This is a genomic window from Hyphomicrobium sp. LHD-15 (assembly GCF_031157355.1).
Lineage (GTDB): Bacteria > Pseudomonadota > Alphaproteobacteria > Rhizobiales > Hyphomicrobiaceae > Hyphomicrobium_C.
The window spans coordinates 383,216-406,998 of record NZ_JAVIFT010000002.1 but is presented as its reverse complement, the minus strand read 5'-3'; the positions used below and the strand labels follow the sequence as shown (position 1 = coordinate 406,998).

Genomic DNA, 23,783 nt, shown 5'->3' with positions numbered 1-23,783 from the left:
GTGAACGGCGCCTCCAATTCCGATATCCCGCCGGGCGCCTCATCGCATCTTCTTGAAGCGGCGAACGATCTCGAAGACCAGCGCCTGCTGAAATCCTATTCCGGCGATGACGCGGCGGGTATTCAGCGGGCACGTGTGTTCGAGGCGGTCGGCGCCCTGCTGGGTCGCGCCGAGCCGACGCGCCGCCCCTTTGCCCTCCTGATGATCGCAGCCAACGCAATCGACGCCATCAACGTCGAGATCGGCTTCGATGCCGGAGACGAACTGATCGCCGCAGTTGGCCATCTCCTGAAATCGAAACTCGAACAAGGCGCCTCTATCTGGCGCTACGGCTCGAACACCTTCGCAGTCCTCATCGACGATTGCGCAGAAGCAGATATCGAAAGCATTGCCGAACGCCTGATCGCGGCCGTCGGCGACACGACGTTTCAAATCTCCGCTGCCCCGTTTAGGGCGACCGTATCGATCGGCGGCGTCGCGATCCCCGCTCGAGCGACAGCCGTTGGCGAAGCCGTATCTCACGCGCTCGCCGCGCTCGATGACGCCAAACGCCTACCGGGCAGCTTCGTCGCGCACCATGCGGAACACGATGCCAAAAAAAGCGCCGGGCACGAGAGATCCGTATCGAGCGATATCCTGTCCGCGCTGGAGGAAAACCGGTTTCGGATCGTGCTGCAGCCGATCGTCGAAGCTTCGAGCGGAAAGCCCGCTCTCTACGAGGTGCTCCTGCGCATGGAAAAGCGCGACGGCACGCTCGTCGCGGCCGTCGAATTCATCGAGGACGCCGAAAAGCTCGGGCTCGCGCGCTTGCTCGACCGCAGGGCGCTTGATCTCGCGCTCGCCGTGCTAGGCAACCACCCCTCGCTCAAACTGTCGCTCAACATTTCTAGCCAGACAGCCGGCGACAAAAGCTGGCTCGCGGCACTCCAACGCGCCGCCGCCGATACCGCGAACCTCGCCTCCCGTCTCACGGTCGAGATCACCGAGACCGCGATGATCCACGACATCGACAGGATCGCGATCTTCGTCGGTCAATTGCATGCGCTCGGGTGCAAGGTCGCGATCGACGACTTCGGCGCCGGCTACACGTCTTTCCGCCATCTCAAGACATTGAAGGTGGACATGCTGAAGATCGACGGCATGTTCATGTCCGGCCTGCCACGCGACCACCAGAACCGCGCCCTGGTCAAATCAATCATCGACATCGCCGACGCTTTCGGTCTGGAAACCGTTGCCGAATGGGTGCGCGACGAGGAAACGGCGAACATCCTACGCGCTGCGGGCATCAAATACCTGCAGGGCTATCTTCACGGGATGCCCATCTCGGTTTCGGAACTGACGTAAAGCGCCTTCAGTCGCGGTCTTTGGCCAGCCGCTCGATACGCTGCTGCATGGCGCTGAGCTGCGCCTTGAGTTCGTCGATCTCGCCCTTGGGCGCCTCCGACGACGCAGCGGCAGCAGCCTTAGCCGCCTCCTCGTTGAGCAGCTCGCTCATCTTGCCCGGAAAATTGGCGGCTCCGCCGAACGACGTCCACATGCTCATGGCCTGCTCGAACATCGCCATGTTCTTGCGAGCCTGGTCCTGATAGGCCTCGAACGCAGCCGCCGGGTTCGAGAACGCACTCGCGAACATCGTGCGGAACTTCTCCTGCTCCTTGACGAGGTTCTCGAGGCTGAACTGCAGATAGCTCGGCACCATCGAACCGATATTGTCGTCATAGAAGCGGATGAGCTGGCGCAGGAACGGGATCGGAAGCAGCGTCTGCCCGCCTTGCCGGCTTTCCTGCTCGACGATGATTTGCGTGAGAACCGCGTGGGTCAGATCGTCGCCCGACTTTGCGTCGTAGACGACGAAATCCTTGTCGTTGCGCACCATCTGCGCCAGATCTTCCAGCGTCACGTAGGTGCTGGTTTCGGTATTGTAGAGGCGCCGGTTCGCATACTTCTTGATGACGACCGACTCTTTTTTCTCTGGCAGGGCTTCAGATTTGTTGAGCATCGGCTGGGCCATCAACTTGTACCTCTTTGCGGTGCGTCATCGTAGCACAGTCCTGAGACGAGCATCCAGACCTAACTGCATACCTGCCAAGCAAAGTTTTGCCGCAAAGACGTAATTGCGGGCAAGGACGCGCTGCTGCTATCGTGCAGACGGGTCGTCATTTCCTTGATGCATGTCAAAGACGACTTGTTCACTCTAACTCCAAGAAACGCCCTGATTACCCCCCGAGGAGGAAGCACTCATGAGTGCGGATAACACCACAATCGTCATTGCCGGTGCAGCGAGAACGCCGGTCGGTTCGTTCAACGGATCGCTCTCGTCCCTTCAGGCCCACGAGCTCGGAAAGGTCGCAATTTCCGCTGCCCTCGAGCGAGCCAAGACCGCTCCGGGCGAAGTTTCTGAAGTCATTCTCGGGCAGATTTTGACGGCCGGTCAGGGGCAGAACCCCGCACGCCAGGCTTCGATCGCGGCAGGCATTCCGGTCGACGCACCGGCTTGGGGCATGAACCAGATTTGCGGCTCGGGCCTGCGCGCCGTCGCCCTCGGCCTCCAGCAGATTCAGACCGGCGCCTCCTCGATCGTCGTCGCCGGCGGCCAGGAAAGCATGAGCCAGGCGAAGCACGCCGCTCACATGCGCGACGGCACCAAGATGGGCGACGTCAAGTTCGTCGACACCATGATCAAGGACGGCCTGTGGGACGCCTTCAATAACTATCACATGGGCACCACGGCCGAGAACGTCGCCAAGCAGTGGCAGATCACGCGCGCCGAGCAGGACGCGTTCGCCGTCGCTTCGCAGAACAAGGCCGAAGCCGCCCGCAAGGCCGGCAAGTTCAAGGACGAGATCGCGCCCGTCACCATCAAGGGCAAGAAGGGTGACGTCGTCGTCGACACCGACGAGTACATCAAGGACGGCGTGACGATCGACGGCATCGCCAAACTGCGCCCCGCCTTCGATCCGAAGGAAGGCAGCGTCACCGCGGCCAACGCCTCCGGCATCAACGATGGTGCCGCCGTCGTGGTTCTGATGACCGCCGAGGAAGCCAAGAAGCGCAGCGTGAAGCCGCTCGCCCGCATCGTCTCCTGGGCTCACGCCGGCGTCGATCCGTCGATCATGGGCACCGGCCCCATTCCCGCTTCGAAGAAGGCGCTGGAAAAGGCCGGCTGGACCATCAATGACCTCGATCTCATCGAGGCCAACGAGGCCTTCGCCGCCCAGGCCATCGCGGTCAACAAGGGCCTCGGCTGGGATACCGACAAGGTAAACGTCAATGGTGGCGCCATCGCCATCGGCCATCCGATCGGTGCGTCCGGCGCCCGCGTTCTCGTGACGCTGCTCTATGAAATGCAGCGCCGCGACGCCAAGAAGGGCCTCGCGACGCTTTGCATCGGCGGCGGCATGGGCGTCGCACTCTGCGTCGAACGCGATTAGGAATGAGCGTGGCGCGCGACTAAGGTACAGCCCGAGGGCTCTTTCCTACCCGTCAGGGGGAGCCCTCGCCTACCCGTTCAACGCCGCCCGATCCCGCCCGTAAACCCTGCTTCATTTTGTTCGCTTCACGCTCCGTGAGCAGTGAGGTTATTCACCGCTACCCGCAATCAATCAGAAGCTTGCTCTAGGGAGACTTCACTCATGACGCGCGTCGCTGTTGTAACCGGTGGCACACGTGGCATTGGCCACGCCATCTCCATCGCACTCAAGAACAAAGGCTATCGTGTCGCCGCGAACTACGCAGGCAACGATACGGCAGCTCAGCAGTTCCAGGTCGAGACGGGCATCCCCGTTTATAAGTGGAACGTCGGCAATTTCGACGAGTGCGCTAAAGGCGTTGCCGAAATCACCAAGGCCCTCGGCCCCATCGACATCGTCGTCAACAACGCCGGCATCACCCGCGACGCGATGCTCCACAAGATGACGCCCGAGCAGTGGCGCGAAGTGGTCAACGTCGACCTCGACTCGGTCTTCAACATGAGCCGCAACGTCATCGACAGCATGCGCGCCCGCAGCTTCGGCCGCATCATCAACATCTCGTCGATCAACGGCCGTAAGGGCCAGATGGGCCAGACCAACTACTCCGCCGCCAAGGCCGGCATGCACGGCTTCACCAAGGCGCTGGCCTTCGAAGGTGCTTCCAAGGGCATCACCGTGAACACCATCGCGCCGGGCTACATCAACACCGAGATGGTCGCCGCCGTGCCGAAGGAAGTTCTCGAAACCAAGATCCTACCGCAGATCCCGGTTGGCCGTCTCGGCACCGTAGAGGAAATCGCGCGCGCAGTTGCCTTCCTCGCTGCTGACGAAGCCGGCTTCATCACCGGCGCTTGCCTCGACGTCAACGGCGGCCACTACATCGCCGTCTAATCGCACGTCACGCTTCGAAATCGAAAGGCCGCGAAGGAAACCCCTTCGCGGCCTTTTTTTGTTTGCGCCGCAATCGATCTTGCGATCGCCAAAGAAAAAGCCGGCGGCTCCTTCTCGGAACCGCCGGCTTTTGTTCTAATGCATCCGAAGCGCGCTTATCCGCGCAGCCGCGAGCGCACGATCCTTGGGAACTCGTCGTCCGGCTCGCTGCCGAATGCGGACGCCGATTGCGGTCCACCCGGCAACGTGCGGCTATCCTGAGCCTGCCAGCGATCACCACCGGGAGGAGCCGGCGGCGGCACATAGCTCTGCGGAGCCGGGGCGCGCTGAGGCGCCTGCGATTGAGCCGGAGCGGCCGTGCGCTGCGAAGCCGGCGCACCGCCGAACCACGCATCGATCAGATCGATCTCGTCAGCCGACAGGTTGAGGTTCTGCGAGCGGCAACGCGCCACCACGAAATTGCGGAACCGGCTGGCGAACAGGTTTGCCGAAGCGCCCTGCTCGAACCACGGATCGGCTTCGCTCACGACTTCGAGCACGAAGCGAACGTCGTCGCGACGAACCTCGAGACCCATCTCGCGGGCGCGCTGCACGATGTTGATCAACGTCTGCTGGCCGGAAAGGTTGTTGGCCGTGATTTCCTCGGCCATCACCTCGAACAGCACGCGATACTCCGGCGGCGACAACGGCGGGGCCTGGCAAGCCTCGTGAATACGCGCGATCGACTGCTGGATCTGCGAAGCCTGATCGACGGTCTTTGCCGGCGGCCGCGCGGGAGCGGCCTGCTGAGGCACACCTACCGGCTCCATATTCGCCGGAGCTTGAGGGGCAGCAAGACGGGAACCGTAGCCAGCCGGGGCCTGCTGGTGCGGCGCATCGCTCTCCGCAATGGGTGCGCGCGGCGCGGATTGCGGAGCCTGCGGGGCACCGAGCTGCGTGCGATCCGGCGGAGGCGCAAAGAACGACGAAGAGCTGTAGGGCGGCGGCACAGCATCGGCCCGGCTCGGCGCCGGAGCGCGATCGGCACGCGGAAGCGGCGCCTCGATCCGACGATCGACCGGCGCCTGCAAGGGCTCCCGCTGCGGCACCCCGAAGTCGTTGCGCGCGTCACGCGGCGAAGCATATCGCGCTTCGTCGTAGCGCGGCTCCAACCTGGCCTCCGGCGCGCGCGGCTCGCGGTCGAACTGCTGACGCGGCTCGACGCTCGGCGCATCGAAGCGGGGATCCGGCCGGGCAACCTTGGCAGCCTCGGGGCGGGCTTCCGGACGCCGCGCCTGCGGAGCTTCCAGCCGTGGCTCGTAACGAGCTTCCGGCAATTCTGGGGCGCGCTCGCGCGGCACCTGCGGTTCGGCGCGCGTCTCGATATCGCGCGCGATCTGCCGGCTCGGCTCGTAAGCGAAGTACGGCGGCTGATCCGTCAGCTTGATGTCCTTGGGAAGGGCCCGGGTGAGCAGCTCGCGGAACCCGCCTGCGCCACCCCAGCCCCAGCCCACCGTCTTGTCGTGTCCGAGCGCGCGTACGGCCCGATCCGCAAGCGTTTCGAGCGCCACCGGCTGCTGCGCGCCGCGAACCGTGTCCACGACCTCCGCAACGATCGACTTGCGCACGCCTTCGAGCTCTGCAGCCGTCGGCGCACGCAGTTCACCACCCGTCTTGACGTCATCGCTGATACGGCCATCGAGCAGCAGCGAAATGAGATCAGCCTCGCGGATCTCGCCATCGCTGATCGCCGTGTAGGGCTGCGCCGTGTGATCGTTGGCGAACACAACCGTGCGGCGCGCGTGCGCACGCAGGCGATGCAGAACCGGCGTGAAGTCCGCGTCCCCCGAAAGCAGGATGAATTCGTCGAAGCGCGTCTCGTGGTTGAGGAAGTCGCGGACGTCCATGACCATGCGGATGTCTGCGGAATTCTTGAGCTGGGCCGTAAGCGGCGGGCAATCGACCACTTCGAACCCGGCGCGCAGGAAGTGATGGCGCACGAACGGGAACGAGTTCATGTCCGTCGAATTGTCGTTCTGATTGCGCCGGGGAACCGGGTTGCCATAGCAGCGGCTCATAACGATGCGGCGCGGCGCAGTGAAATTCGACCCGTTGGTCGGTGTGATCAGGCGCCCGCTCTCGATCTCGCGCAGCCAGACAGCCGCGTCCTTGGCAAACCGCTTCGCGGCTTCCTCGTTCTTCCTCTTCAGCGACAGGTAGATGTTGTCGTAGTCGACAAATACCGTACTGAGAACAGCCCCGGTGGACTCCACCTTCATGTTTAGTAACCCCCGCTGCGCGCACGCATTCCCCAATTGATTCGCACTCTTTACGAGTCGTGTTTGAGCGGCAAGCGTGGCCGGGTGCCGGTCCCCAGGAATTGCTTGAAGGAAAAGAAAAACAACGTTCTGCGGTCCGCGAGCTCACACAATGAATGGTGGAAAACTCTGCTCCAGCCCAAACCCGGACGGGTTTAGCTTGAAACGTCGTTGCGCAACGCACGCGGCTGATTCGTTTTTCCGGGATCCATCGACCGCCTAAAGCGGCGTGAAGTCCGGCGCAGCCATTTCGAACCCGCTGAATTCGAAGCCCGGCGCCACCGTGCAGCCGACGAGCGTCCACGCGCCAAGCGACCACGCCTGCTGCCAATGCCCCTTCGGCACCACGCCTTGCGGCCGCTCGCCGTCGAGAATGGCCGGCCCGAGCCGCAACGTCTCGCTCGCGCCGCCCGGAGCCGCGATGGCGAGCGCGAGCGGCGCACCGGCGTGCCAATGCCAGATCTCGACAGCATCCACGCGATGCCAGCGGGAAACCTCTCCGGCCTTGAGTAGAAAATAGATCGCCGTCGAATGCGCGCGGGCTCCCTCCGGCTCCCCGTCACGAAATGTTTCCTTGAAGTATCCACCCTCGGGATGCGGTTCGAGACCGAGCGCAGCGATGATCTGATCGGCGTCCATGCAGCCCCCAAGATTTGCCGAAGTGATTTGCTGAAATGAGACGTGCGGAACTGAGCCGGTATCAGAACCGGTTTTTGCGCTCGCGCAAATCCGCAAACACCTTGCAGTCTCCCGCCAGCGGCAAGCCGACACGCTCTCGCACCTCTTGGCGCTGGACCCGCAGGAAAACATTCGTGTCGAGTTCGAGATCCACGCGCGTCGGAACCGTAGCGAGCCCGTCCGCCCGCTTGGCCTCCGCCTCGGCCAGCCGCTCTCGAAGCGCGGCGTTGTCCGGCTCGATCGAAACGCCGAACTTGGCGTTCGCCACCGTATATTCGTGCCCGCAATAGAGAAGCGTGTCGCGCGGCAGAGCCGCGATCTTCTTGAGCGACTGCCACATCATTTCGGGCGTCCCCTCGAGGATGCGCCCGCACCCCATCGCGAACAACGTATCGCCGACGAACGCGACCTTCGCCGTCTCGAGCCAATACGTAACGTGGCCCAGGGTATGCCCTGGAGTATCCAGCACCTTGATCTCGATCCCACCGAGCGAAAGCACATCCGGCTCGGCGACGGTCCGGTCGAGGTTGGGAACACGCTGCGCCTCGTCGCGCGGCCCGATCACCAGGCATCCCGTCTCCGCCTTGAGCGGCGCGATGCCTGCCGTATGGTCGGCATGATGGTGCGTGACGAGAATGTGCGTGAGCTGCCAGCCTCGCTCATCGAGGGCCCGGCGGACGGCGTCTGCCTCTGGCGCATCGATCGACAGCGTAACGCCGCTCGCCCCGTCATGGACGAGAACGCCATAATTGTCCTTGAGACAGGGGAATTGATGAATTTCGAGCTGAGTCATGTTTCCTTGGCCCACCCGTTGGTCCGGGCGGCAACTTAGGGTACGTCTAGACCGTTGAGCGCGTTTACATCGACCGGCGCATTCCATCCGAACCATAGGATCGAATGGCGCCACAGAGCGCGTCCGGAAAAGCATGTGCCCCCAAAGGCGATGGTGTAAAGCGGTTTTCCGGTCGGCGAGACCACAAAACAAAGAGCTGGCGAGAACACGCAAACGAGGCGACCCTGCTCATCGCCTTGTCATTTCGGCCCCGATCGGGTGAAAAGAGAGCGCGAATCCGGATCCGCGGAGACGAATGCATCTCGATGTTGCAGCTCTGAGAGACTTCTACGCGACGCCGCTGGGCCAGATCGCGCGGAGGCTTCTTGCCGTCCGCATCCGCGCGCAATGGGAGCCCGCAACCGGCGCAACCATCGCCAGCCTCGGTTTCGGCACGCCATTCCTCGGCGCCTACCGAAACGAAGCAGCGTCCGTCACGGCCTTGATGCCCGAAAGCCAGGGCGCGCTGGTCTGGCCGTCCTCCTCGCCGGTGCTTTCGACGTTAGTCGAAGAGGGCTCGCTCCCGCTCCGGGACAATTCGGTCGATCGGCTGCTCGTCGTCCATTGCCTGGAGGTTGCCGAGCAGGTCACGCCGCTTTTGCGTGAGCTGTGGCGTGTTCTGAAACCCGAGGGGCGCTTGCTCGTCGTCGTCCCGAACCGGCGAGGCCTATGGGCTCACGTCGACACGACCCCCTTCGGCTACGGCCGCCCCTACAGCCGTTCCCAGCTCGACGACCTGCTGCGTCAATCTCTGTTCACACCGCAAAACTGGTCGACGGCGCTCTTTCTGCCGCCGTTCGATCGCGGCATTCTCGTGCGCTCTGCCACCGCCTGGGAGCGCGTCGGCGCGCGTCTGTGTCCCGGCTTCGGCGGTGTGCTGATGGTCGAGGCCAGCAAGGAGATGATGGCTCCTGTCGGCGGCAAGCCCGCCCGCGCCAAGGCCCTGCGCGACCTGGTGACCATTCGCTGACGCAGCTTCGCCGCGCGGGCGGAAAGAAGACAGAAACGCGCGTGACGGTCGTTGAGCGCGCTACGCCCGCCGCTTGAGCTTGAACACGGCCTTCTCGCCGAGCAGGTTCTGCAGCGAAAGCGACCGCCGGATCGGAAGCCGCTGCCCCTTGGCGTTGAAGGCCACCGCCTCCTCCACCTCCGCATCGACCAGCGCGACGAGATCGACGAAATCCTTGATCGTGCAGAGGTGCGCATCCGCCGTCGTGTACCAAGGCTCCGGCAGGTTCGGCGTCATCGGCATGCGCCCAGTGAACAAAAGCTGCGCGCGGATCAGCCAATGCCCGAAGTTCGGGAACGAAACGATCGCACGCTCGCCGATGCGCAACAGGTTCGCGAGCACCGTTTTGGGATCGCGCGTTGCCTGGATGGTGAGCGACAGCACCGCATAGTCGAAGGCCCGATCCGGATAGTCGGCCAGATCCCGATCGGCGTCGCCTTGGATCACCGAAAGCCCGCGCTTCACGCACAGATTGACCTTCTCGCGCGAAAGCTCGACCCCGCGCCCATCGACGCCCTTCGTTTCAGCAAGCAGCTGCAGCAGCGCCCCGTCGCCGCAACCGACGTCGAGCACCCGCGATCCGGGCGCCACCATTTCGGCAATGAGCAGATGATCGGCCCGCTGCTGTCCGGTAAACGGAACGGCTTTTTGCATCAGGATGCCCTTCCCGCGAGGTGAAGCCCGCGTTTGGCAGCCGCCGCCGAGAGAAACCCGCGCACGGTCGCGTGGAACTCGGGCTCCTCGAGCAGAAAGGCATCGTGCCCTTTGTCGCTCTCGATCTCGACGAAAGATACGTTCGCCGCCACAGCGTTGAGCGCCTTGACGATCGCCTTGCTGTCGCGCGTTGGATAGAGCCAGTCGCTGGTGAACGACACCACGCAGAACTGCGTCTCGCTTCCGACGAACGCGTTGGCGAGCTTGCCGCCGTGCGCGTTTTCGAGATCGAAATAATCCATCGCCCGCGTGATGTAGAGGTAGCTGTTGGCGTCGAACCGATCGACGAACGTCGAACCCTGATACCGAAGATAGCTCTCGATCTTGAAATCCGCGTCGAACGAGAACGAGCGCGCCGCGCGATCCTGAAGGTTGCGGCCGAACTTGCCTTGCAGCGCCTTCTCGGAAAGGTAGGTGATATGAGCCGCCATCCGCGCGACCGCGAGGCCGTTCTTCGGCACGACGCCGAACTCGTAATAGTTGCCGCCGCGCCAATCGGGGTCCGCCATCACTGCCTGCCGGCCGACCTCGTGAAACGCGATGTTCTGGGCCGAATGCCAGGGCGCGGCCGCGATCGGAATCGCAGTCGCGACGCGCGCACGCTGTCGCGCAACCCACTCGAGCACCTGCATGCCGCCCATCGATCCGCCGACCACCGAGAACAGCTGGTCGATGCCGAGATGATCAATGAGGCGCACCTGCGCGTCGACCATGTCGCCGATGGTGATGACGGGAAAATCGAGCCCGTAGGGTTTGCCGGTTTTCGGATTGAGGGACGCAGGTCCCGTCGAGCCCATGCAGCCGCCGAGAATGTTCGAGCAGATGACGAAGAAGCGGTCCGTATCGATGGGCTTGCCGGGGCCCACCAGAGTTTCCCACCACCCCGGCTTGCCGGTGATGGGATGGGCGTTCGCCACGTGCTGATCGCCGGTAAGCGCATGGCAGATCAGGATGGCGTTCGATTTCGCGGAATTGAGCGTGCCGTAGGTCTGGTAGGCGATTGAGAGCGGCGCCAGAAGCTGGCCAGATTCGAGCTTGAGCGGCGCGGCCTCGGGAAAGGTCACGATCGCGCTCGACGGCCGGCTCACCTCGGACAGCCACGGCTCGTTTTTAGGCTCCCCGTTACGGTCCAGCCCCTCGGACGACGCAGAAAACGTGCCCATGCCTCGCGTGCTCCCGACCCGCATTTTCGCGGGCTCTCGACACCGGCCCTGAATTGGGGCCGGCTCATCCGATATATGTTTCGGGTGCGCGACGGCCCATTTAGCGACTTATTTAACGTGGCTGCAAGCCGGCCGGCCAAATCACCACGGTCAAAGACGTGCCCTCAATATCGGAGCAGAACGCCAATGGTCAAGGCCACGAGCCAGAACAAAGAGTTCCGATCCTGGCGATCATCACGGACGCGACCATCATGGAACAGAGGAGATTGCACCCGCGTTAACGGCTCCTCAACGCCCAATCACCGATCCTCGGTGGGCAGAAGCATCATCCTGGTCAAGCCGAGGATTTGAAAGCCACACTCGGCAATCGAAAGCCTGTCTGCAGCACGCCCCACATCGACATGCACCCCCAACCTGGGTTAAGTTAGCGCCATGAAAAAACTCGCTCTCTTCAAAATCATGGCTGTCGCGGCAGCGCTTGCGCTTCCCGCTACACCGAGCACGGTTCTCGCCCAGCAATCCGGGGCGAAGGAAAAGGCTTTGCGCGGTGTCGTGCGTCCGGCGCCGAAGCGCGGCGGGTACTCCTACAAGTACCTGCAGGGCACGAACACGCGCAAATTCACCGATCCGACTTACACCGAGCAAACTCGGGCAGGCCCGTTCGACAGCGGCTTCTTCTTCTCGTCGCCGAACGCACCGCACGGCGGCGATAGCCCTTACATGCAGTGACCATGGCCACGTCAGATTCTCGTCGATCTGACCTAGGATCCATTAGCAAGACCCAGGCGGCAGTTCCGAAATCGGCGCTGCCGTTTTTCTATGCCGTTCCATCAATCTTGAAATAGACGCTGGCGGACCCTTCCCAGGACTTGCCCGCGGCGGATGTTATGGTGGTCGAGAAGACCATATAGCCTTCTAGATAATTGAAGTTATCCCAAAGCGTCGGCAGCGGCAGAAACTTGAACGACACCGTCTGGCAGGCGCTGTCGAACTGCACGTATTCCAGGATCTGCTTGTTGGTTGCTTCAACTTTGCACTTGTAGCCTTTCGGCCGCGCACCACTCGCATAGTCCACCTTGACCTCACCTACGAGGTCGCTCGGGTTGCTCTTCACAAACTTGAACGACTTCTGGGAGGCCGTAAGGCCGTCCACGGCCGGAGTGGCGGTTGAGCCGCCAGCGAACACGCGCGTGAGCCCGCCCAGCACGAAGTAGGCCGCGACGAATCCGATCAGAATTCCGATCAGCAGAAACACGAGATCCCGCAGGAATGATCGCCCGCGGCCGGGCTCTGGCTCCGAGTATGTTTCGGGCTCGCCAGCTGGCGCGGCTGCATGCGGCCGCAGGGTCTGCCCAGCCCCCGCGCCCTGGAGAGGGCCATTGTGGGGATGGAGATGGCGCGGCTGCCCGTTACCGGGCGGCCCGCTGTTGAGAGACCCGTGAGATAAAGTCCTGCTGAAACGGGCTGTCTGCTCGGCGAACACGACGCCAGCCGCCTCGTCGAAGGCAGCCAGCGCGGTCAGGCGGCCGCGCTCGTCGTACGCGGGGTTAGTTACCAGCCGCTGCCAGAAGATATTCCGCTCGGCATGGATCAGCTGTTCGAGCTGCCCCTGATCGCTGACGGATGCAGCCAGAACCCTGTCTCTGAGATAGTCGGTGTACGTGGTCATTCCTGAAAGCCGTTGGCGATGGAAATCGCGCCGAATCCAACCCTACCTCTAACCGGCAGGGGCATTGGTTGGGGCAAGCAGACGCAGGTAATTACGACCAAAATCAGCGCACCATGCTTATGAGCCGTGCGTCTCAAGGCAGCATGGCCGAACCCAGACACCCCGCCTCACCAGATCAACCCAAAATTGAGGCCCGTTCCGATGCGACTAAAAGTTGGTAAAGCTACGTGGGAAAAATGCTAACGGGCCGGCACCCGCCGATAAGCTTGAAAGTGCGAAACGAACCACCCTCGCCGGAGCCTCAAGAAGACAACTCGATCCAGCGCTCCTTTCACGCTTAAACCTTTGCGCTTTCGCGGCGCGCTCGGTATCACGGGGCCCGCCCCGGAAAACCGCGGGCGATCCGTCCGATCCGCAGAAAGCAACCACCTCCCGGAAGCTGAACCATGGCCCCTGCCGCACCGACACCGCGCCCCGGAGTCCTCGATATCGAGGCTTATGTTCCGGGCGAAAGCCATGTTCCGGGTGGGCTGAAGCCGATCAAGCTCTCTTCGAACGAAACGCCGCTGGGACCGAGCCCGAAGGCCGTTCAAGCCTTCACGCAAGCTGGCGGCGCGCTCGAGCGCTATCCGGACGGTCAGGCAACGGCGCTCCGCCAGGCCATCGCGCGCCGCTTCGGTCTCAACGCCGATCGCATCGTCTGCGGCGCCGGCTCCGACGAGCTGATCAGCCTGATCGCGCACGCCTATCTCGGCCCTGGCGACGAAGGCCTCTTCACCGAACACGGCTTTCTCCTCTACCGCATCGTCATTCTCGCGGCTGGCGCCACGCCGGTCGTCGCGCCGGAGACCGGCCTCAAGGCAGATGTCGACGCGATCCTCGCGCGCGTAACGCCGCGTACCAAGATCGTGTTCCTCGCCAATCCGAACAACCCGACCGGCACCTATCTCGGCATCGACGAAGTGCGCCGGCTGCGCGCCGCGCTTCCCGCCAACGTGCTGCTCGTGCTCGATGCCGCCTACGCCGAGTACGTGCGCCGTAACGACTATGAAGCCGGCCTCGAGCTGGTCGCTACCACCGAGAACACGGTGATGACGCGAACCTTCTCGAAGATCTTCGGCCTCGCGGGGCTGCGCATCGGCTGGGCCTACTGCCCGGCTGCCGTCGCCGATGCGCTCAATCGCATCCGCGGCCCCTTCAATCTCTCCGCGCCTTCCATCGCTGCCGGTGCTGCCGCCATGGACGACTGGGCTCACATCGAAGCGGCGGTGCACCACAACGAGCAGTGGATCCCCTGGCTCACGACCGAAATCGAAAAGCTGGGGCTTTCGGTAACGCCGAGCGTCGCCAATTTCATCCTGATCCACTTCCCCGACGCACCGAACAAGGATGCCGCCGCCTGTGACGCGTTCCTGAAACAGCGCGGCATCATCCTGCGTCGCGTCGCCGGCTATGGCTTGCCGGGCGCCTTGCGCCTTACCGTTGGCACCGAGGACGAGAATAGGAAGGTGCGCGACGCCCTCGCCGCCTTCGTCGAGGAGCGCCGATGAGCAAGGCCCCGAAAACGCCGGCAACCTCGCCCGAAGTCAAACCCAAGACCCAGCCGATGTTCGAGCGCATCGCGCTGATCGGCATCGGGCTGATCGGCTCGTCGATCAGCCACGCCGCGCGCCGCGCCGGCCTTGCGGGTGAAATCGTGGGCTCGGCCCGCACCCCCGCGACGGTCGAGACCGCCATGCACCTCGGCCTCATCGAGCAGGGCTTCGTTTCGGCGTCCGAAGCGGTGGAGGAAGCCGACTTGGTCATCCTCTGCACGCCGGTCGGCCTCTGCGGCCCCATCGCCAAGGAAATCTCGCGCAGCCTGAAGCCGGGCGCCATCCTGACCGACGTCGGTTCCGTCAAAGCCGCCATCGTCAAGGACGTCGCGCCGCACGTTCCCGAGGGCGTTCACTTCATCGCCGGCCATCCGATCGCAGGCACCGAGCAATCCGGTCCCGAGTCGGGCTTCGCCGAGCTGTTCGACGGCCGCTGGTGCATCCTGACGCCGGAACCCACCGCCGACGAAAAGGCCGTCGAGAAGCTGCGCAAATTCTGGGAAGCGCTCGGCTCCAAGGTCGAGATCATGACGCCCGAGCACCATGATCTCGTGCTCGCGATCACGAGCCACGTGCCCCACCTCATCGCCTACAACATCGTCAACACCGCCGCCCACCTCGAGCGCGTGACCGACAGCGAGGTCATCAAGTTCTCGGCCGGCGGCTTCCGCGATTTCACCCGCATTGCCGCCTCCGATCCGACCATGTGGCGCGACGTGTTCCTCAACAACAAGGACGCCGTGCTCGACATGCTCGGCCGCTTCACCGAGGACTTGACCGAGCTTCAGCGCGCAATCCGCTTCGGCGACGGTGACAAGCTGCACCGCCTCTTTACTGACGCACGTGCCGTCCGGCGCAACATCATCCAGGCCGGCCAGGATACCGCCGCGCCGAACTTCGGCCGATCTCCGTCGGCCACGTCCAAGACCAAGCCAACCTGAGGGAGACCGCAATCGGCATGCCCGTGGAACCAGCCGACACATGGGTCTTCGGCTACGGGTCGCTGATGTGGAACCCGGGCTTTCCGTTCGAGGAAGCCCGCCCCGCGCGCCTCACCGGCTATCATCGCGCCTTCTGCGTCTATTCTATTCACTACCGCGGCACGACGCGCCGTCCGGGCCTGGTGTTGGGGCTCGACCGCGGCGGCGTCTGCGACGGCATCGCGTTTCGAATTCGACCGGACGCCCGCGAGCGCACGCTGACCTACCTGCGCCGCCGCGAGTTGATCTACGGCGTCTATCGCGAAGCCCTGGTGCCGCTCGACATCGCAAACCTCGCCGAAAGTGAACCGGATCGCACCGTCTGGGGCGTCACCTACATCGCCGAGCGCGCGCATCCCGCCTACGCCGGAGCCCTGCCGCTCGCCCGCCAGGCACACATGATCCGTGGAGCCGCCGGGCGAGGAGGAACCAACCTCGACTATGCGCTCAATACCCGCCGTCACCTCGTGGATTTCGGGATCCGCGAGCCCGCGCTCGATCGGCTGGCGACGTTGCTCGGTCCGATCGCCGGACGATGCCCGAATGGCGCCAAGTCTCTGGCGCGGAGTTGGGCCTGGAAGCCTCACTCGTCGCCGCCGATGGTGCGCGACAACCGCTTCGGCTATCGGGCCAAGCTGGTCTGACTTGCCGGGCGTGGCGGCCTTGCGCATACTCGGTCACGTGGGATGGGAATGGAGCTTCCCGACAACCGCCGAAAGGCTGTTAGAGTGCTTCCGGTCATGGCGAAGCCGTGCAACTAAAAGTGTCCGATAAGAAGCACGATGAAATAAAGAGCTAGAACCGATCCGGTCTTGGTGGAAGAGCGGAACGGTTTTAGCTCCTGCCAAGCGCGAGACCGTCATCGCTTCGGGTGCTGGCAATCCGAAGCGTGAAACGTCGGTCTCATCAAAAGGCGCGGGCGGGAGCTGGTCTTGATCGTCCCCCGCTCCCGGCCGGCACACGATGCGGAGGAGCAGAAGGAATGAACTCGTCTTTGCTGGTGTTTATCGGCGCAGGCCTCGGCGGGCTCGCACGCCATTTCCTCAACCTGTGGGTCACGGCTAACGCCAACAGCAGCTTTCCCTACGGCATTCTCACGATCAACGTACTCGGATCGACTGCGATGGGTCTGGTGGCAGGCTGGCTGGCCTTCCGGAGCTCTGGCGCCCCTGAGCTGCGGCTGTTCCTGGCGACCGGCATTCTCGGCGGCTTCACGACCTTCTCCGCCTTTTCGCTCGATACCGCGCTTCTGATCGAGCGCGGCGAGACCCTCTCGGCTCTCGTCTATGTGGCTGGCAGCGTCGCGCTTTCTGTCCTCGGCCTCTTCCTCGGCCTGTGGGCCACACGCGCCATGCTCGCCTGACGGGAGCGAGCAGAACCAAACGCGGGAAACCAGAAAAAACAAAACGCGCCGGATGGTTGGATCCGGCGCGAGAACGCGAGCGAGAGTATCAACGTGAGAATTTAGTGGCGCGTACCCGAGATCCGCTCTTCGCTATCGTTGCGGTCGATCTGGGCAGCCCGAAGATCGAGCTCGATGCCGCGACGCTGCTGCGGTGTGGACGCGAGAAGATGGACGTGGACCTCGTTGGCACCGAGCCGCGCAGCGCGATGACGGATCTCCGCCAGGTTGAGCGAGGCGGCGTCATGGGTGAGGTAGCCGATTGCGAGCACCGAGCGACGGCCGACGCCATCGCGGCGCACCAGCAGGAAGTTCGCTGCCGGCACTTCCGGGCAATCGAAAAGATCGTAGACCGAATGAACGTAGCGCTTGCCCGAAGCTCCACTCCAGAAATGGAAGTGGTCGTTGAGCTCGGAGGTGCTGTCCAGGGCCGAGATGGGCTTCGGAGCCGAGCGGCGGGCTCTGACTTCTGCGAGTTGAATGACACGCGCTCCCATGACGAGGATCCTTTGCCGTTTACGCGGCCTTGACGCTACTGAACCTGACCCTGAGAGTGCTGAGCGTTTCCAGCCGAAATATGGCTCGATCTCAGTCATTTCTGGGCATTTCCCACTTGAGGTGAGCTTAACCGAAAACCGGAGTCCTGGGTTGTTCCGTAGGGAACGTGCTTTATGATTCATGAAGTTAGCCCTCACGGACTCCCCCCAAACGGCCGGCTACGATCCGCCACGGATCTGTCACGTTTGAAGCGTTCCCGTTCGCGCGCCTCCTGATCCGCTTCCCGGCTTCACCTGGTCCGACCATCGCCCAACCAGAGCCTCATACACTGAAGTTGCCTATCCCTCCCGTCCGGCCGAACTCTCCCAAAACGCGCGCCCGCGCTTCCACGACACCCTTCAGCCGGCTCACCTTGGCGAGGGCCAAACACGCGCCCGCTATTCGCAGCGCGAGAATCCGCACGACCGGCAGACCCAGCATCCGCTCTCTTTCACGTAGCTGAGAGAGGCGCACTTGGGACAGCTCCGGCCCGACGGACGGACGGCGAAACCGCCATCCCCGACAATCGGACCCGGCCCACTCCTAAGCCCCGAAACATTATCCCCCTCCGCGACGGCCATAGGTTCCGCGATCGGAAGCTGAACAGGCCCGTCCGCAGGGGTGAGAAAACCGATCCGCCGCATGTGGGTCTCGATGACCTCGCCGATGGCTGCGAGCAGGCTCGGCACATATCGGCCGCTGATCCAGCGCCCACCCTGCGGATCGAACACCGCCTTGAGCTCTTCCGCGACGAACGCCACGTCGCCACCGCGGCGGAACACGGCGCTGATCATGCGAGTGAGCGCGACCGTCCACGCGTAGTGCTCGAGATTGCGCGTGTTGATGAAGATCTCGAACGGACGGCGCCTGCCGCCATGCTCGATGTCGTTGATCGTCACATAGATCGCGTGATCGCTCTCCGGCCACTTGAGTTTGTAGGTATAGCCAGCAAGCACGGGATCGCGATCGAGCGGCTGCGACATGTAAACGACATCGCCGTGCCGCCCCGAACCGACCTCAGCCGGAACCGACGCCGCTGGCGTGACCGCGATTGCATCGCGGCGCCGCTCCCTCGGCTGCTCACCGGCTTGATCGCTGTTCGAAGTCACTGCTTGCGAAGGCGCTTCGACGGCAGCCAACACCGCACCCGTCACCGCATTCGGCCGATAAACCGTGCAGCCCTTGAGCCCCAGATCGAAAGCGTCGAGATAGATCGACTTGAAGGCCTCGAACGAAATATCGGCCGGACAATTGATGGTCTTCGAGATCGAGCTATCGACATGGCGCTGAAGTGCCGCCTGCATCACGAGATGTTCGCGCGGTGAAAGCTCCCCCGCCGTCACGAACGCGTGCCCAAGCGGCTCCTTGGCCCCGAACTGACGCCGGAAGCGAGCATGAGCCAGATCCTCCACCTCCTCGACGCGCGTCGCTCCGCTTCGCTCGAGCACACGCCGAGTGTAGCGAAAATCGAACACCGGCTCGACACCAGACGACACATTGCCGGCGAACAGCGAGATGGTCCCGGTCGGCGCAATCGAGGTCAGGCAACCGTTACGAATGCCGGACTTCGCAATCTTCTCGCGCACCTCGGAAGGCAACCGCGCGACGCTGGGAGAAGCAAGAAACTTATCGGCGTCGTAGAGCGGAAAAACTCCTTTTTCGGCCGCGAGATCGGCACTCGCGAGATAAGCCGCGCGCTCGATCGCAGCCATCCACGACTGAGCAAGATGCTCGGCCTCCGGCGTCCCGTAACGCATACCCACTGCGATCAGCGCGTCCGCAAGCCCGGTGACGCCGAGCCCGATCCGACGCTTCGCCTGTGCTTCCTGCCGCTGCGCCGGCAGCGGATAACCGGATACGTCGATCATGTTGTCGAGGAAGCGCACCGCGACCCGCACCCGCTCTTCGAGCTTGGCTGTGTCGACGGCAGCGCCCGCAGCAAACGGCTGCGACACCAGCTCGGCAAGATTGACCGAGCCGAGCAGACACGCGCCATAAGGTGGCAGCGGCTGCTCACCGCAGGGATTCGTGGCGCGGATTTCTTCGCAATAGGAGAGATTGTTCATCGCATTGACGCGATCGATGAAGATTACGCCCGGCTCGGCGTAATCGTAGGCCGCGCGCATGATGCGCTCCCACAGCACGCGCGCTTGCACCGTCTTGTAGACCGTACCTTCGAACACGAGATCCCACGGCTTGTCTTCGCGCACCGCGGCGATGAAGGCATCTGAAACCAGCACCGAAAGATTGAAATTCCGAAGCCGCGCCGCGTCGGCTTTGGCATCTACGAACGCTTCGATATCGGGATGGTCGCAGCGAAGCACGCCCATCATCGCCCCGCGCCGCGCGCCTGCCGACATGATCGTCCGGCACATGGCGTCCCACACGTCCATGAAGCTGACCGGCCCCGAGGCGTCCGCGCCGATGCTCTTGACCGGCGCTCCCTTTGGCCGAAGCGTCGAGAAGTCGTGGCCGATGCCGCCACCCTGCTGCATGGTGAGGGCAGCTTCCTTGACGTTCTCGAAGATAGCGCCGAGATCGTCGGCGATGCGGCCCATGACGAAGCAGTTGAAAAGCGTGACGCTGCGCCCGGTGCCTGCACCCGCGAAAATGCGCCCCGCCGGCAGAAAGCCGAAATCCGCGATCGCATCGTAAAAGCGTGCCGCCCAACGCGCGCGCACCCGCTTGCCGCCTTTCTCGGCGGCCGCACCGGCTTCAGCGACGCGGCGGAACGTATCGGCCAGTGACTCGCCCTGCCCATCCGGCGACGCCCCATCGCCGGCGAAGCGATACTTGGAGCGCCAGATCTCCTCGGAAATCGGAGCCAGGAATGTGGGGGTGTCTGTCATACGCGGCGAACCCTCTCAGTCCGCCGATATATAAGCGCTTATCGCGCTTTCGTCAATAAAATGTTCTCTTTGTGTTCTTATTTGTTCTCTTCAAGGTTTCGACGCCCTTCCGCAACCAGCCGCTGCGCCGCCTCTTCGAGACGCGCTTCGAGCACGGCGCGGAACTCCTTGCGGGGAAGCCCCGGCGGGATCGGATCCAGAAACTCGACGACAATCGTGCCGGGATGACGGATGAGCTGGCGACGCGGCCAGAACAGCCCCGAATTGAGGGCGAGCGGCACGCACGGAATTTCGAGCGCCTCGTAGAGCGCCACATAGCCCGGCTTGTAGTCGGGCGGCGCGCCGGGCGCCTGCCGTGTGCCTTCGGGGAAGATCACGATCTCACGGCCTTGGGCCTTGCGGATCTGCGCGTCCGCGATCATCGCCTTCAGCGCCTTCGCCGCCTTGTCGCGCTTGACCAGGATGTGCTCGAACTTGACGCAGAACCAGCCGTAGAACGGGATCCACTTGAGCTCGTCCTTCAGCACGATCGCCGGATCGCGAAACAGCGGCACCAGCCCGAACGTGTCCCACGCCGATTGGTGCTTGGAGACGACGAGCACCGCCCCCTTGGCGAGCTTCTCCTGCCCGCGCACCTCGAGCTTCGTGCCGGCGATCACGCGCAGCAGCCACACCGACACGATCGCATGCGTCTTGAGGCCGGCCATCGCCCAGCTTCGAGGCGCGAGCAAGAGCCACGAGCCGAGCACCAGGAACAGGGCCGTCGTCACGTAGAAGGCGAGGGCGAAGAGAAGCGAGCGAACAAGCAGCATGGCGGGATCAGGTTCAGGATTTGCGCTGAGCGCCGGAGGAAGCCGTCACCGTTCCCTGCCAGGGAGAGACGCCGCGCGCAACCACCAACCGGAAAGCAGCCGGCAGAAACTTGATATATTCCGATGCGAGCAGCCGCATCGCAGACGAATCCAGCCACCACACCTTGCGCTTGAGACCGTCCGGCGCCACCGGGTGCGGAACAAGCTCGATGTTCGGCATCGCCCGCTGAAGCTCCGCTAGGCTGCGCGGCATGTGATAGCTCGCCGTCACGACGATGAGCCGGTCATAACCGAGCGCATCCGCCCAGCGCCGTGTCTCGTCGGCGTTGCCGACCGTATTCAGCGCCGCATAGCCGAGATCGACGCAGCAGGTGAAGATCTTCTCGTCGAGCCCGGAGATCTTCATCAGCGAAGAGCGGCCGATCTTCTGATTGACGCCGGAAATGAGAAGGCGCTGTCCGCGTCCGTCTTCCAGGAGGCGCGCGGCTTCCGTGATGCGCGTCTGCCCGCCGGTCAGGACGACGATCGCATCGGCCTGCACGTTCTGGACCTCCGGCTCGCGCATCACCGCGTTGGCGAACAGCACGAATCCGAACGCGACCAGCGATAGCGCGCAACCCACAAAGCCAATTACGAAGCGTCTCGGAGTCATAACTGCCCATCCAGCCCTGGAACAGGCTAGAGTGCTTCCGGAAAAATGGGAACCGGGTCATGGCGGCCGGGCAAGTACAGTGCGGCGACGCCAGCAGGAACCCACTTCTGATAAGAAGCACGATGAAACGAAGAGCGCCGCGCGCAGACCTTTGAACCCGCGCAAGCCACCCATCCCCTCAGGAGACTATCTGATTTGGTCTCCGTTGTGACAAGTCGTGCTCTCGCCGGCTTTGGTATTGATTAATCAAAGGAAATTGATCAACCCCCGAAGCGGCCGAAACGCCCGTTAATGCTTGCTGTTGAGGATCCGGAACACGCCGAAGCGAGAGGTCAGCATGCAAAGCGCCGCCACCACCACCACCACGATGCCCATCAGCACGTAGCCGGCCATGTCGAGCGCACCCGACCCGACCAGCCGGTGCAGCTCCGACAGCGTCATTGAGCCGCCGCCCAGGATCTGCACGAGCGTCGGCATCAGCAGGAACACGGCAAGCGCGAGGCCTGCCCCGACCAGCCCCGCACGCACCCCGAGCCGCAGGAAGTGCTTCTCGAATTCGCGCGCGATGAAGCGGTCGGTCGCACCGACGAAATGCAGAACCTCGACGATTTCGCGGTTGGAGGCCATCGAGCTTTTCGTGGCCGAAACGATGATCGCCGTCGTCGCCATCGCGACCAGCGCCAGAATGGCAAGCCCGCCGAGCGAGAAGCTGTGCGTGATCGTCATGATCTGCCGCTGCCACCGGCGGTGGTCGTCAAGCGTCACGCCGGGAAAACGGCTTTCGAGTCCGGTTCTGACCGCATCGACGTTCGGCGTTCCGGCCCGGTCGAGTTCGAGCGCGATCAGCCGCGGCAGCGGAAGCGCGTTGAGGTCGTCGATCGGACCGAGCCACGGCTCGAGCAGCGCGCCGGATTCGGCCGCCGATAGCACGGTGACCTTGCTGATCCCAGCCTGCTTGCCGAGATAGGCCGCGACATCCTGAGTCACTTTTTCGGTATCGACGCCGTCCTTCGCCTGGACCTGAACCGTCACCTCGCTCGCGATATCCTTGAGCCAGGCATTGGCGGACTGGCGGATCATGTAGACCGCGCCCGCCGTCAGGCAGGCCAGGAAGCACATGATGGTGATGACGAGGGTAAGCGACCGGCCCGTCACCGAACCCGCCGGCACGATCGGCGCCGTGAGCGACTGCGCCTTCCGGGAATCCCGCACCGGCGGCGAATAGGCATCGGGACGCGACACCCGCTCGTAGTCGCTCCTGAGCGTGCCTTCTCCGCTCAGGCCCGGATCGGTCTCGTACTGCGATCGCTCATAGTTCATGGGATCGCGCGATTGGGTGGTCACGCGTCCGCCCTGCGTCACGAGCCCCCCGTCGTCGTAGGGGTCGTACTCGGGCACGCGGTGGGGATCGAGGCCCCTGAGCGGGGGTCGGTCGGGTCTGTCATACGATCCGGACATTGCCGTCGTGGATCTCCAGTCGAGGGGCTTTGAACTGTCTCATCAGCTGATGATCGTGGGTCGCGATCAGAACCGATGTACCGAGCCTGTTGAGTTCGATGAAAAGTCTGAGCAGACGGCGCGCCATCTGCGGGTCGACGTTACCGGTAGGTTCGTCCGCGAGCAGAAGCTCGGGCTTGCCGATCACCGCGCGCGCGATGGCCGCGCGCTGCTTCTCACCGCCCGACAGTACCGAAGGATAGCCATGCATGCGGTCCCCGAGGCCGACCCACTGCAGAAGATCCGTCACATCTTCCTTGTAATCGTCGAGCCGCTTGCCGACGACCCTCAGCGGCAGCGCCACGTTCTCCCAGGTGGTCAGATGCTCGAGCAGACGGAAATCCTGGAACACGATTCCGATCCGGCGCCGCAGAGGCGCGCGTTTGCTCGTCGTAATCCGGCTCACGTCCTGGCCGAAAAGCTGGATCTGCCCCCGCGTCGGATGCTGCGACATGAAAAGGAGACGCAAAAGCGAGGTTTTGCCCGCACCCGAAGGACCGGTCAAAAAGTGGAACGACCCCGGCCGGAGGTGGAAATTGACCTCTGACAGGATTTCAGGCCCGCGATCGTATTTGAGACCGACATTCGTCAACCGTATCACGGTCGCTTCGCTCCAGGGTGACCCAGTATAGTGGATGATAGTCGAGCGCCTATATGCGGGAAGGCGAGGGCAGTATCAATCTGTTACGAATATGGCGGCGGCATGTACAATCGGCCGGCCGCGGCATTCACGACG

At 63.4% G+C, this 23,783-nt stretch carries 22 protein-coding genes and 1 riboswitch; of the genes, 9 read left to right on the top strand and 13 right to left on the bottom strand.

The annotated features are described in order from the left end of the window. Window positions 1–1,344, top strand: a complete 1,344-nt coding sequence (locus RCO24_RS08610) for a bifunctional diguanylate cyclase/phosphodiesterase (RefSeq protein WP_308961437.1) — start codon at window positions 1–3, stop codon at window positions 1,342–1,344. 7 nt (window positions 1,345–1,351) lie between these two features. Here the strand turns inward: RCO24_RS08610 and phaR are convergent, their stop codons facing one another. Next, window positions 1,352–2,011, bottom strand: coding sequence for a polyhydroxyalkanoate synthesis repressor PhaR (phaR, locus tag RCO24_RS08605; RefSeq protein ID WP_308961436.1), 660 nt, complete (start codon window positions 2,009–2,011; stop codon window positions 1,352–1,354). A gap of 229 nt (window positions 2,012–2,240) precedes the next feature. Here phaR and RCO24_RS08600 point away from each other — a divergent pair, with 229 nt between their 5' ends. Together RCO24_RS08600 and phbB are read left to right on the top strand one after the other, a co-directional pair. Continuing rightward, window positions 2,241–3,431 carry an acetyl-CoA C-acetyltransferase gene (locus RCO24_RS08600; protein WP_308961435.1) on the top strand — a complete coding sequence of 397 codons (1,191 nt, stop codon included), beginning with the start codon at window positions 2,241–2,243 and terminating at the stop codon, window positions 3,429–3,431. Between the two features lie 201 nt (window positions 3,432–3,632). After that, window positions 3,633–4,361, top strand: coding sequence for an acetoacetyl-CoA reductase (gene phbB, locus RCO24_RS08595; RefSeq protein ID WP_308961434.1), 729 nt, complete (start codon window positions 3,633–3,635; stop codon window positions 4,359–4,361). 155 nt (window positions 4,362–4,516) lie between these two features. Here phbB and RCO24_RS08590 read toward each other — a convergent pair whose 3' ends face one another. The 3 genes from RCO24_RS08590 to gloB form a co-directional block, all read right to left on the bottom strand. Then, window positions 4,517–6,619 carry an NYN domain-containing protein gene (locus tag RCO24_RS08590; protein WP_308961433.1) on the bottom strand — a complete coding sequence of 701 codons (2,103 nt, stop codon included), beginning with the start codon at window positions 6,617–6,619 and terminating at the stop codon, window positions 4,517–4,519. 258 nt (window positions 6,620–6,877) lie between these two features. Then, window positions 6,878–7,297, bottom strand: a complete 420-nt coding sequence (locus RCO24_RS08585) for a cupin domain-containing protein (protein ID WP_308961432.1) — start codon at window positions 7,295–7,297, stop codon at window positions 6,878–6,880. 61 nt (window positions 7,298–7,358) lie between these two features. Next, a complete protein-coding gene (gene gloB / locus RCO24_RS08580; protein WP_308961430.1) occupies window positions 7,359–8,129 on the bottom strand; it encodes a hydroxyacylglutathione hydrolase in 771 nt (256 codons plus the stop codon). A 295-nt stretch (window positions 8,130–8,424) separates the two neighbouring features. Here gloB and RCO24_RS08575 point away from each other — a divergent pair, with 295 nt between their 5' ends. Then, window positions 8,425–9,138: a class I SAM-dependent methyltransferase gene (locus tag RCO24_RS08575; RefSeq protein WP_308961429.1), complete on the top strand. Its 714-nt coding sequence runs from the start codon at window positions 8,425–8,427 to the stop codon at window positions 9,136–9,138. A gap of 60 nt (window positions 9,139–9,198) precedes the next feature. Here RCO24_RS08575 and metW read toward each other — a convergent pair whose 3' ends face one another. Next, on the bottom strand, window positions 9,199–9,831 hold the full coding sequence (metW, locus tag RCO24_RS08570) for a methionine biosynthesis protein MetW (RefSeq protein ID WP_308961428.1): 633 nt from the start codon (window positions 9,829–9,831) through the stop codon (window positions 9,199–9,201). Continuing rightward, window positions 9,831–11,054 carry a homoserine O-acetyltransferase gene (locus RCO24_RS08565; RefSeq protein ID WP_308961427.1) on the bottom strand — a complete coding sequence of 408 codons (1,224 nt, stop codon included), beginning with the start codon at window positions 11,052–11,054 and terminating at the stop codon, window positions 9,831–9,833. Before RCO24_RS08565 ends, metW begins: the two co-directional genes overlap by 1 nt. Before the next feature lie 79 nt (window positions 11,055–11,133). Continuing rightward, window positions 11,134–11,212, bottom strand: a riboswitch (SAM riboswitch). Between the two features lie 274 nt (window positions 11,213–11,486). Here RCO24_RS08565 and RCO24_RS08560 point away from each other — a divergent pair. Next, window positions 11,487–11,783 carry a hypothetical protein gene (locus RCO24_RS08560; protein ID WP_308961426.1) on the top strand — a complete coding sequence of 99 codons (297 nt, stop codon included), beginning with the start codon at window positions 11,487–11,489 and terminating at the stop codon, window positions 11,781–11,783. Between the two features lie 88 nt (window positions 11,784–11,871). Here the strand turns inward: RCO24_RS08560 and RCO24_RS08555 are convergent, their stop codons facing one another. Beyond that, window positions 11,872–12,723 carry a hypothetical protein gene (locus RCO24_RS08555; protein WP_308961425.1) on the bottom strand — a complete coding sequence of 284 codons (852 nt, stop codon included), beginning with the start codon at window positions 12,721–12,723 and terminating at the stop codon, window positions 11,872–11,874. Window positions 12,724–13,169: 446 nt separating this feature from the next. On the opposite strand from RCO24_RS08555, the gene hisC reads away from it, so the two are divergent. From hisC to crcB, 4 genes are all read left to right on the top strand, one after another. After that, window positions 13,170–14,273, top strand: a complete 1,104-nt coding sequence (hisC, locus tag RCO24_RS08550; protein ID WP_308961424.1) for a histidinol-phosphate transaminase — start codon at window positions 13,170–13,172, stop codon at window positions 14,271–14,273. After that, a complete protein-coding gene (locus tag RCO24_RS08545) occupies window positions 14,270–15,259 on the top strand; it encodes a prephenate/arogenate dehydrogenase family protein (protein WP_308961422.1) in 990 nt (329 codons plus the stop codon). Before hisC ends, RCO24_RS08545 begins: the two co-directional genes overlap by 4 nt. A 17-nt stretch (window positions 15,260–15,276) precedes the next feature. Continuing rightward, window positions 15,277–15,942, top strand: coding sequence for a gamma-glutamylcyclotransferase (locus RCO24_RS08540; RefSeq protein WP_308961421.1), 666 nt, complete (start codon window positions 15,277–15,279; stop codon window positions 15,940–15,942). 338 nt (window positions 15,943–16,280) lie between these two features. Further along, window positions 16,281–16,661, top strand: a complete 381-nt coding sequence (gene crcB / locus RCO24_RS08535) for a fluoride efflux transporter CrcB (RefSeq protein WP_308961420.1) — start codon at window positions 16,281–16,283, stop codon at window positions 16,659–16,661. Between the two features lie 101 nt (window positions 16,662–16,762). On the opposite strand, the gene RCO24_RS08530 is transcribed toward crcB, so the two are convergent. From RCO24_RS08530 to ftsE, 6 genes are all read right to left on the bottom strand, one after another. Continuing rightward, a complete protein-coding gene (locus tag RCO24_RS08530) occupies window positions 16,763–17,197 on the bottom strand; it encodes a hypothetical protein (protein ID WP_308961419.1) in 435 nt (144 codons plus the stop codon). 438 nt (window positions 17,198–17,635) lie between these two features. Further along, window positions 17,636–20,086 carry an adenosylcobalamin-dependent ribonucleoside-diphosphate reductase gene (locus RCO24_RS08525; protein WP_308961418.1) on the bottom strand — a complete coding sequence of 817 codons (2,451 nt, stop codon included), beginning with the start codon at window positions 20,084–20,086 and terminating at the stop codon, window positions 17,636–17,638. Between the two features lie 77 nt (window positions 20,087–20,163). Beyond that, window positions 20,164–20,898: a 1-acyl-sn-glycerol-3-phosphate acyltransferase gene (locus RCO24_RS08520; RefSeq protein ID WP_308961416.1), complete on the bottom strand. Its 735-nt coding sequence runs from the start codon at window positions 20,896–20,898 to the stop codon at window positions 20,164–20,166. Between the two features lie 13 nt (window positions 20,899–20,911). Next, entirely contained in the window at window positions 20,912–21,550 is a 639-nt protein-coding gene (locus RCO24_RS08515) for a YdcF family protein (RefSeq protein ID WP_308961415.1), read from the bottom strand. A gap of 288 nt (window positions 21,551–21,838) precedes the next feature. Further along, entirely contained in the window at window positions 21,839–23,008 is a 1,170-nt protein-coding gene (locus RCO24_RS08510; RefSeq protein WP_308961414.1) for an ABC transporter permease, read from the bottom strand. Beyond that, on the bottom strand, window positions 22,992–23,648 hold the full coding sequence (gene ftsE / locus RCO24_RS08505; protein WP_308961413.1) for a cell division ATP-binding protein FtsE: 657 nt from the start codon (window positions 23,646–23,648) through the stop codon (window positions 22,992–22,994). Before ftsE ends, RCO24_RS08510 begins: the two co-directional genes overlap by 17 nt. Window positions 23,649–23,783 lie beyond the last annotated feature (135 nt).

Excerpts from the sequence above, each read along its gene's own strand:
- RCO24_RS08525 (WP_308961418.1), bottom strand. The coding sequence starts at position 20,086 with ATGACAGACACCCCCACATTCCTGGCTCCGATTTCCGAGGAGATCTGG.
- phbB (WP_308961434.1), top strand. The coding sequence starts at position 3,633 with ATGACGCGCGTCGCTGTTGTAACCGGTGGCACACGTGGCATTGGCCAC.
- RCO24_RS08575 (WP_308961429.1), top strand. The coding sequence starts at position 8,425 with ATGCATCTCGATGTTGCAGCTCTGAGAGACTTCTACGCGACGCCGCTG.
- RCO24_RS08590 (WP_308961433.1), bottom strand. The coding sequence starts at position 6,619 with ATGAAGGTGGAGTCCACCGGGGCTGTTCTCAGTACGGTATTTGTCGAC.
- crcB (WP_308961420.1), top strand. The coding sequence starts at position 16,281 with ATGAACTCGTCTTTGCTGGTGTTTATCGGCGCAGGCCTCGGCGGGCTC.
- phaR (WP_308961436.1), bottom strand. The coding sequence starts at position 2,011 with ATGGCCCAGCCGATGCTCAACAAATCTGAAGCCCTGCCAGAGAAAAAA.
- RCO24_RS08560 (WP_308961426.1), top strand. The coding sequence starts at position 11,487 with ATGAAAAAACTCGCTCTCTTCAAAATCATGGCTGTCGCGGCAGCGCTT.
- gloB (WP_308961430.1), bottom strand. The coding sequence starts at position 8,129 with ATGACTCAGCTCGAAATTCATCAATTCCCCTGTCTCAAGGACAATTAT.
- RCO24_RS08600 (WP_308961435.1), top strand. The coding sequence starts at position 2,241 with ATGAGTGCGGATAACACCACAATCGTCATTGCCGGTGCAGCGAGAACG.
- RCO24_RS08530 (WP_308961419.1), bottom strand. The coding sequence starts at position 17,197 with ATGGGAGCGCGTGTCATTCAACTCGCAGAAGTCAGAGCCCGCCGCTCG.
- RCO24_RS08585 (WP_308961432.1), bottom strand. The coding sequence starts at position 7,297 with ATGGACGCCGATCAGATCATCGCTGCGCTCGGTCTCGAACCGCATCCC.
- RCO24_RS08540 (WP_308961421.1), top strand. The coding sequence starts at position 15,277 with ATGCCCGTGGAACCAGCCGACACATGGGTCTTCGGCTACGGGTCGCTG.
- RCO24_RS08515 (WP_308961415.1), bottom strand. The coding sequence starts at position 21,550 with ATGACTCCGAGACGCTTCGTAATTGGCTTTGTGGGTTGCGCGCTATCG.
- RCO24_RS08520 (WP_308961416.1), bottom strand. The coding sequence starts at position 20,898 with ATGCTGCTTGTTCGCTCGCTTCTCTTCGCCCTCGCCTTCTACGTGACG.
- RCO24_RS08510 (WP_308961414.1), bottom strand. The coding sequence starts at position 23,008 with ATGTCCGGATCGTATGACAGACCCGACCGACCCCCGCTCAGGGGCCTC.
- RCO24_RS08545 (WP_308961422.1), top strand. The coding sequence starts at position 14,270 with ATGAGCAAGGCCCCGAAAACGCCGGCAACCTCGCCCGAAGTCAAACCC.
- RCO24_RS08565 (WP_308961427.1), bottom strand. The coding sequence starts at position 11,054 with ATGGGCACGTTTTCTGCGTCGTCCGAGGGGCTGGACCGTAACGGGGAG.
- metW (WP_308961428.1), bottom strand. The coding sequence starts at position 9,831 with ATGCAAAAAGCCGTTCCGTTTACCGGACAGCAGCGGGCCGATCATCTG.
- hisC (WP_308961424.1), top strand. The coding sequence starts at position 13,170 with ATGGCCCCTGCCGCACCGACACCGCGCCCCGGAGTCCTCGATATCGAG.
- RCO24_RS08555 (WP_308961425.1), bottom strand. The coding sequence starts at position 12,723 with ATGACCACGTACACCGACTATCTCAGAGACAGGGTTCTGGCTGCATCC.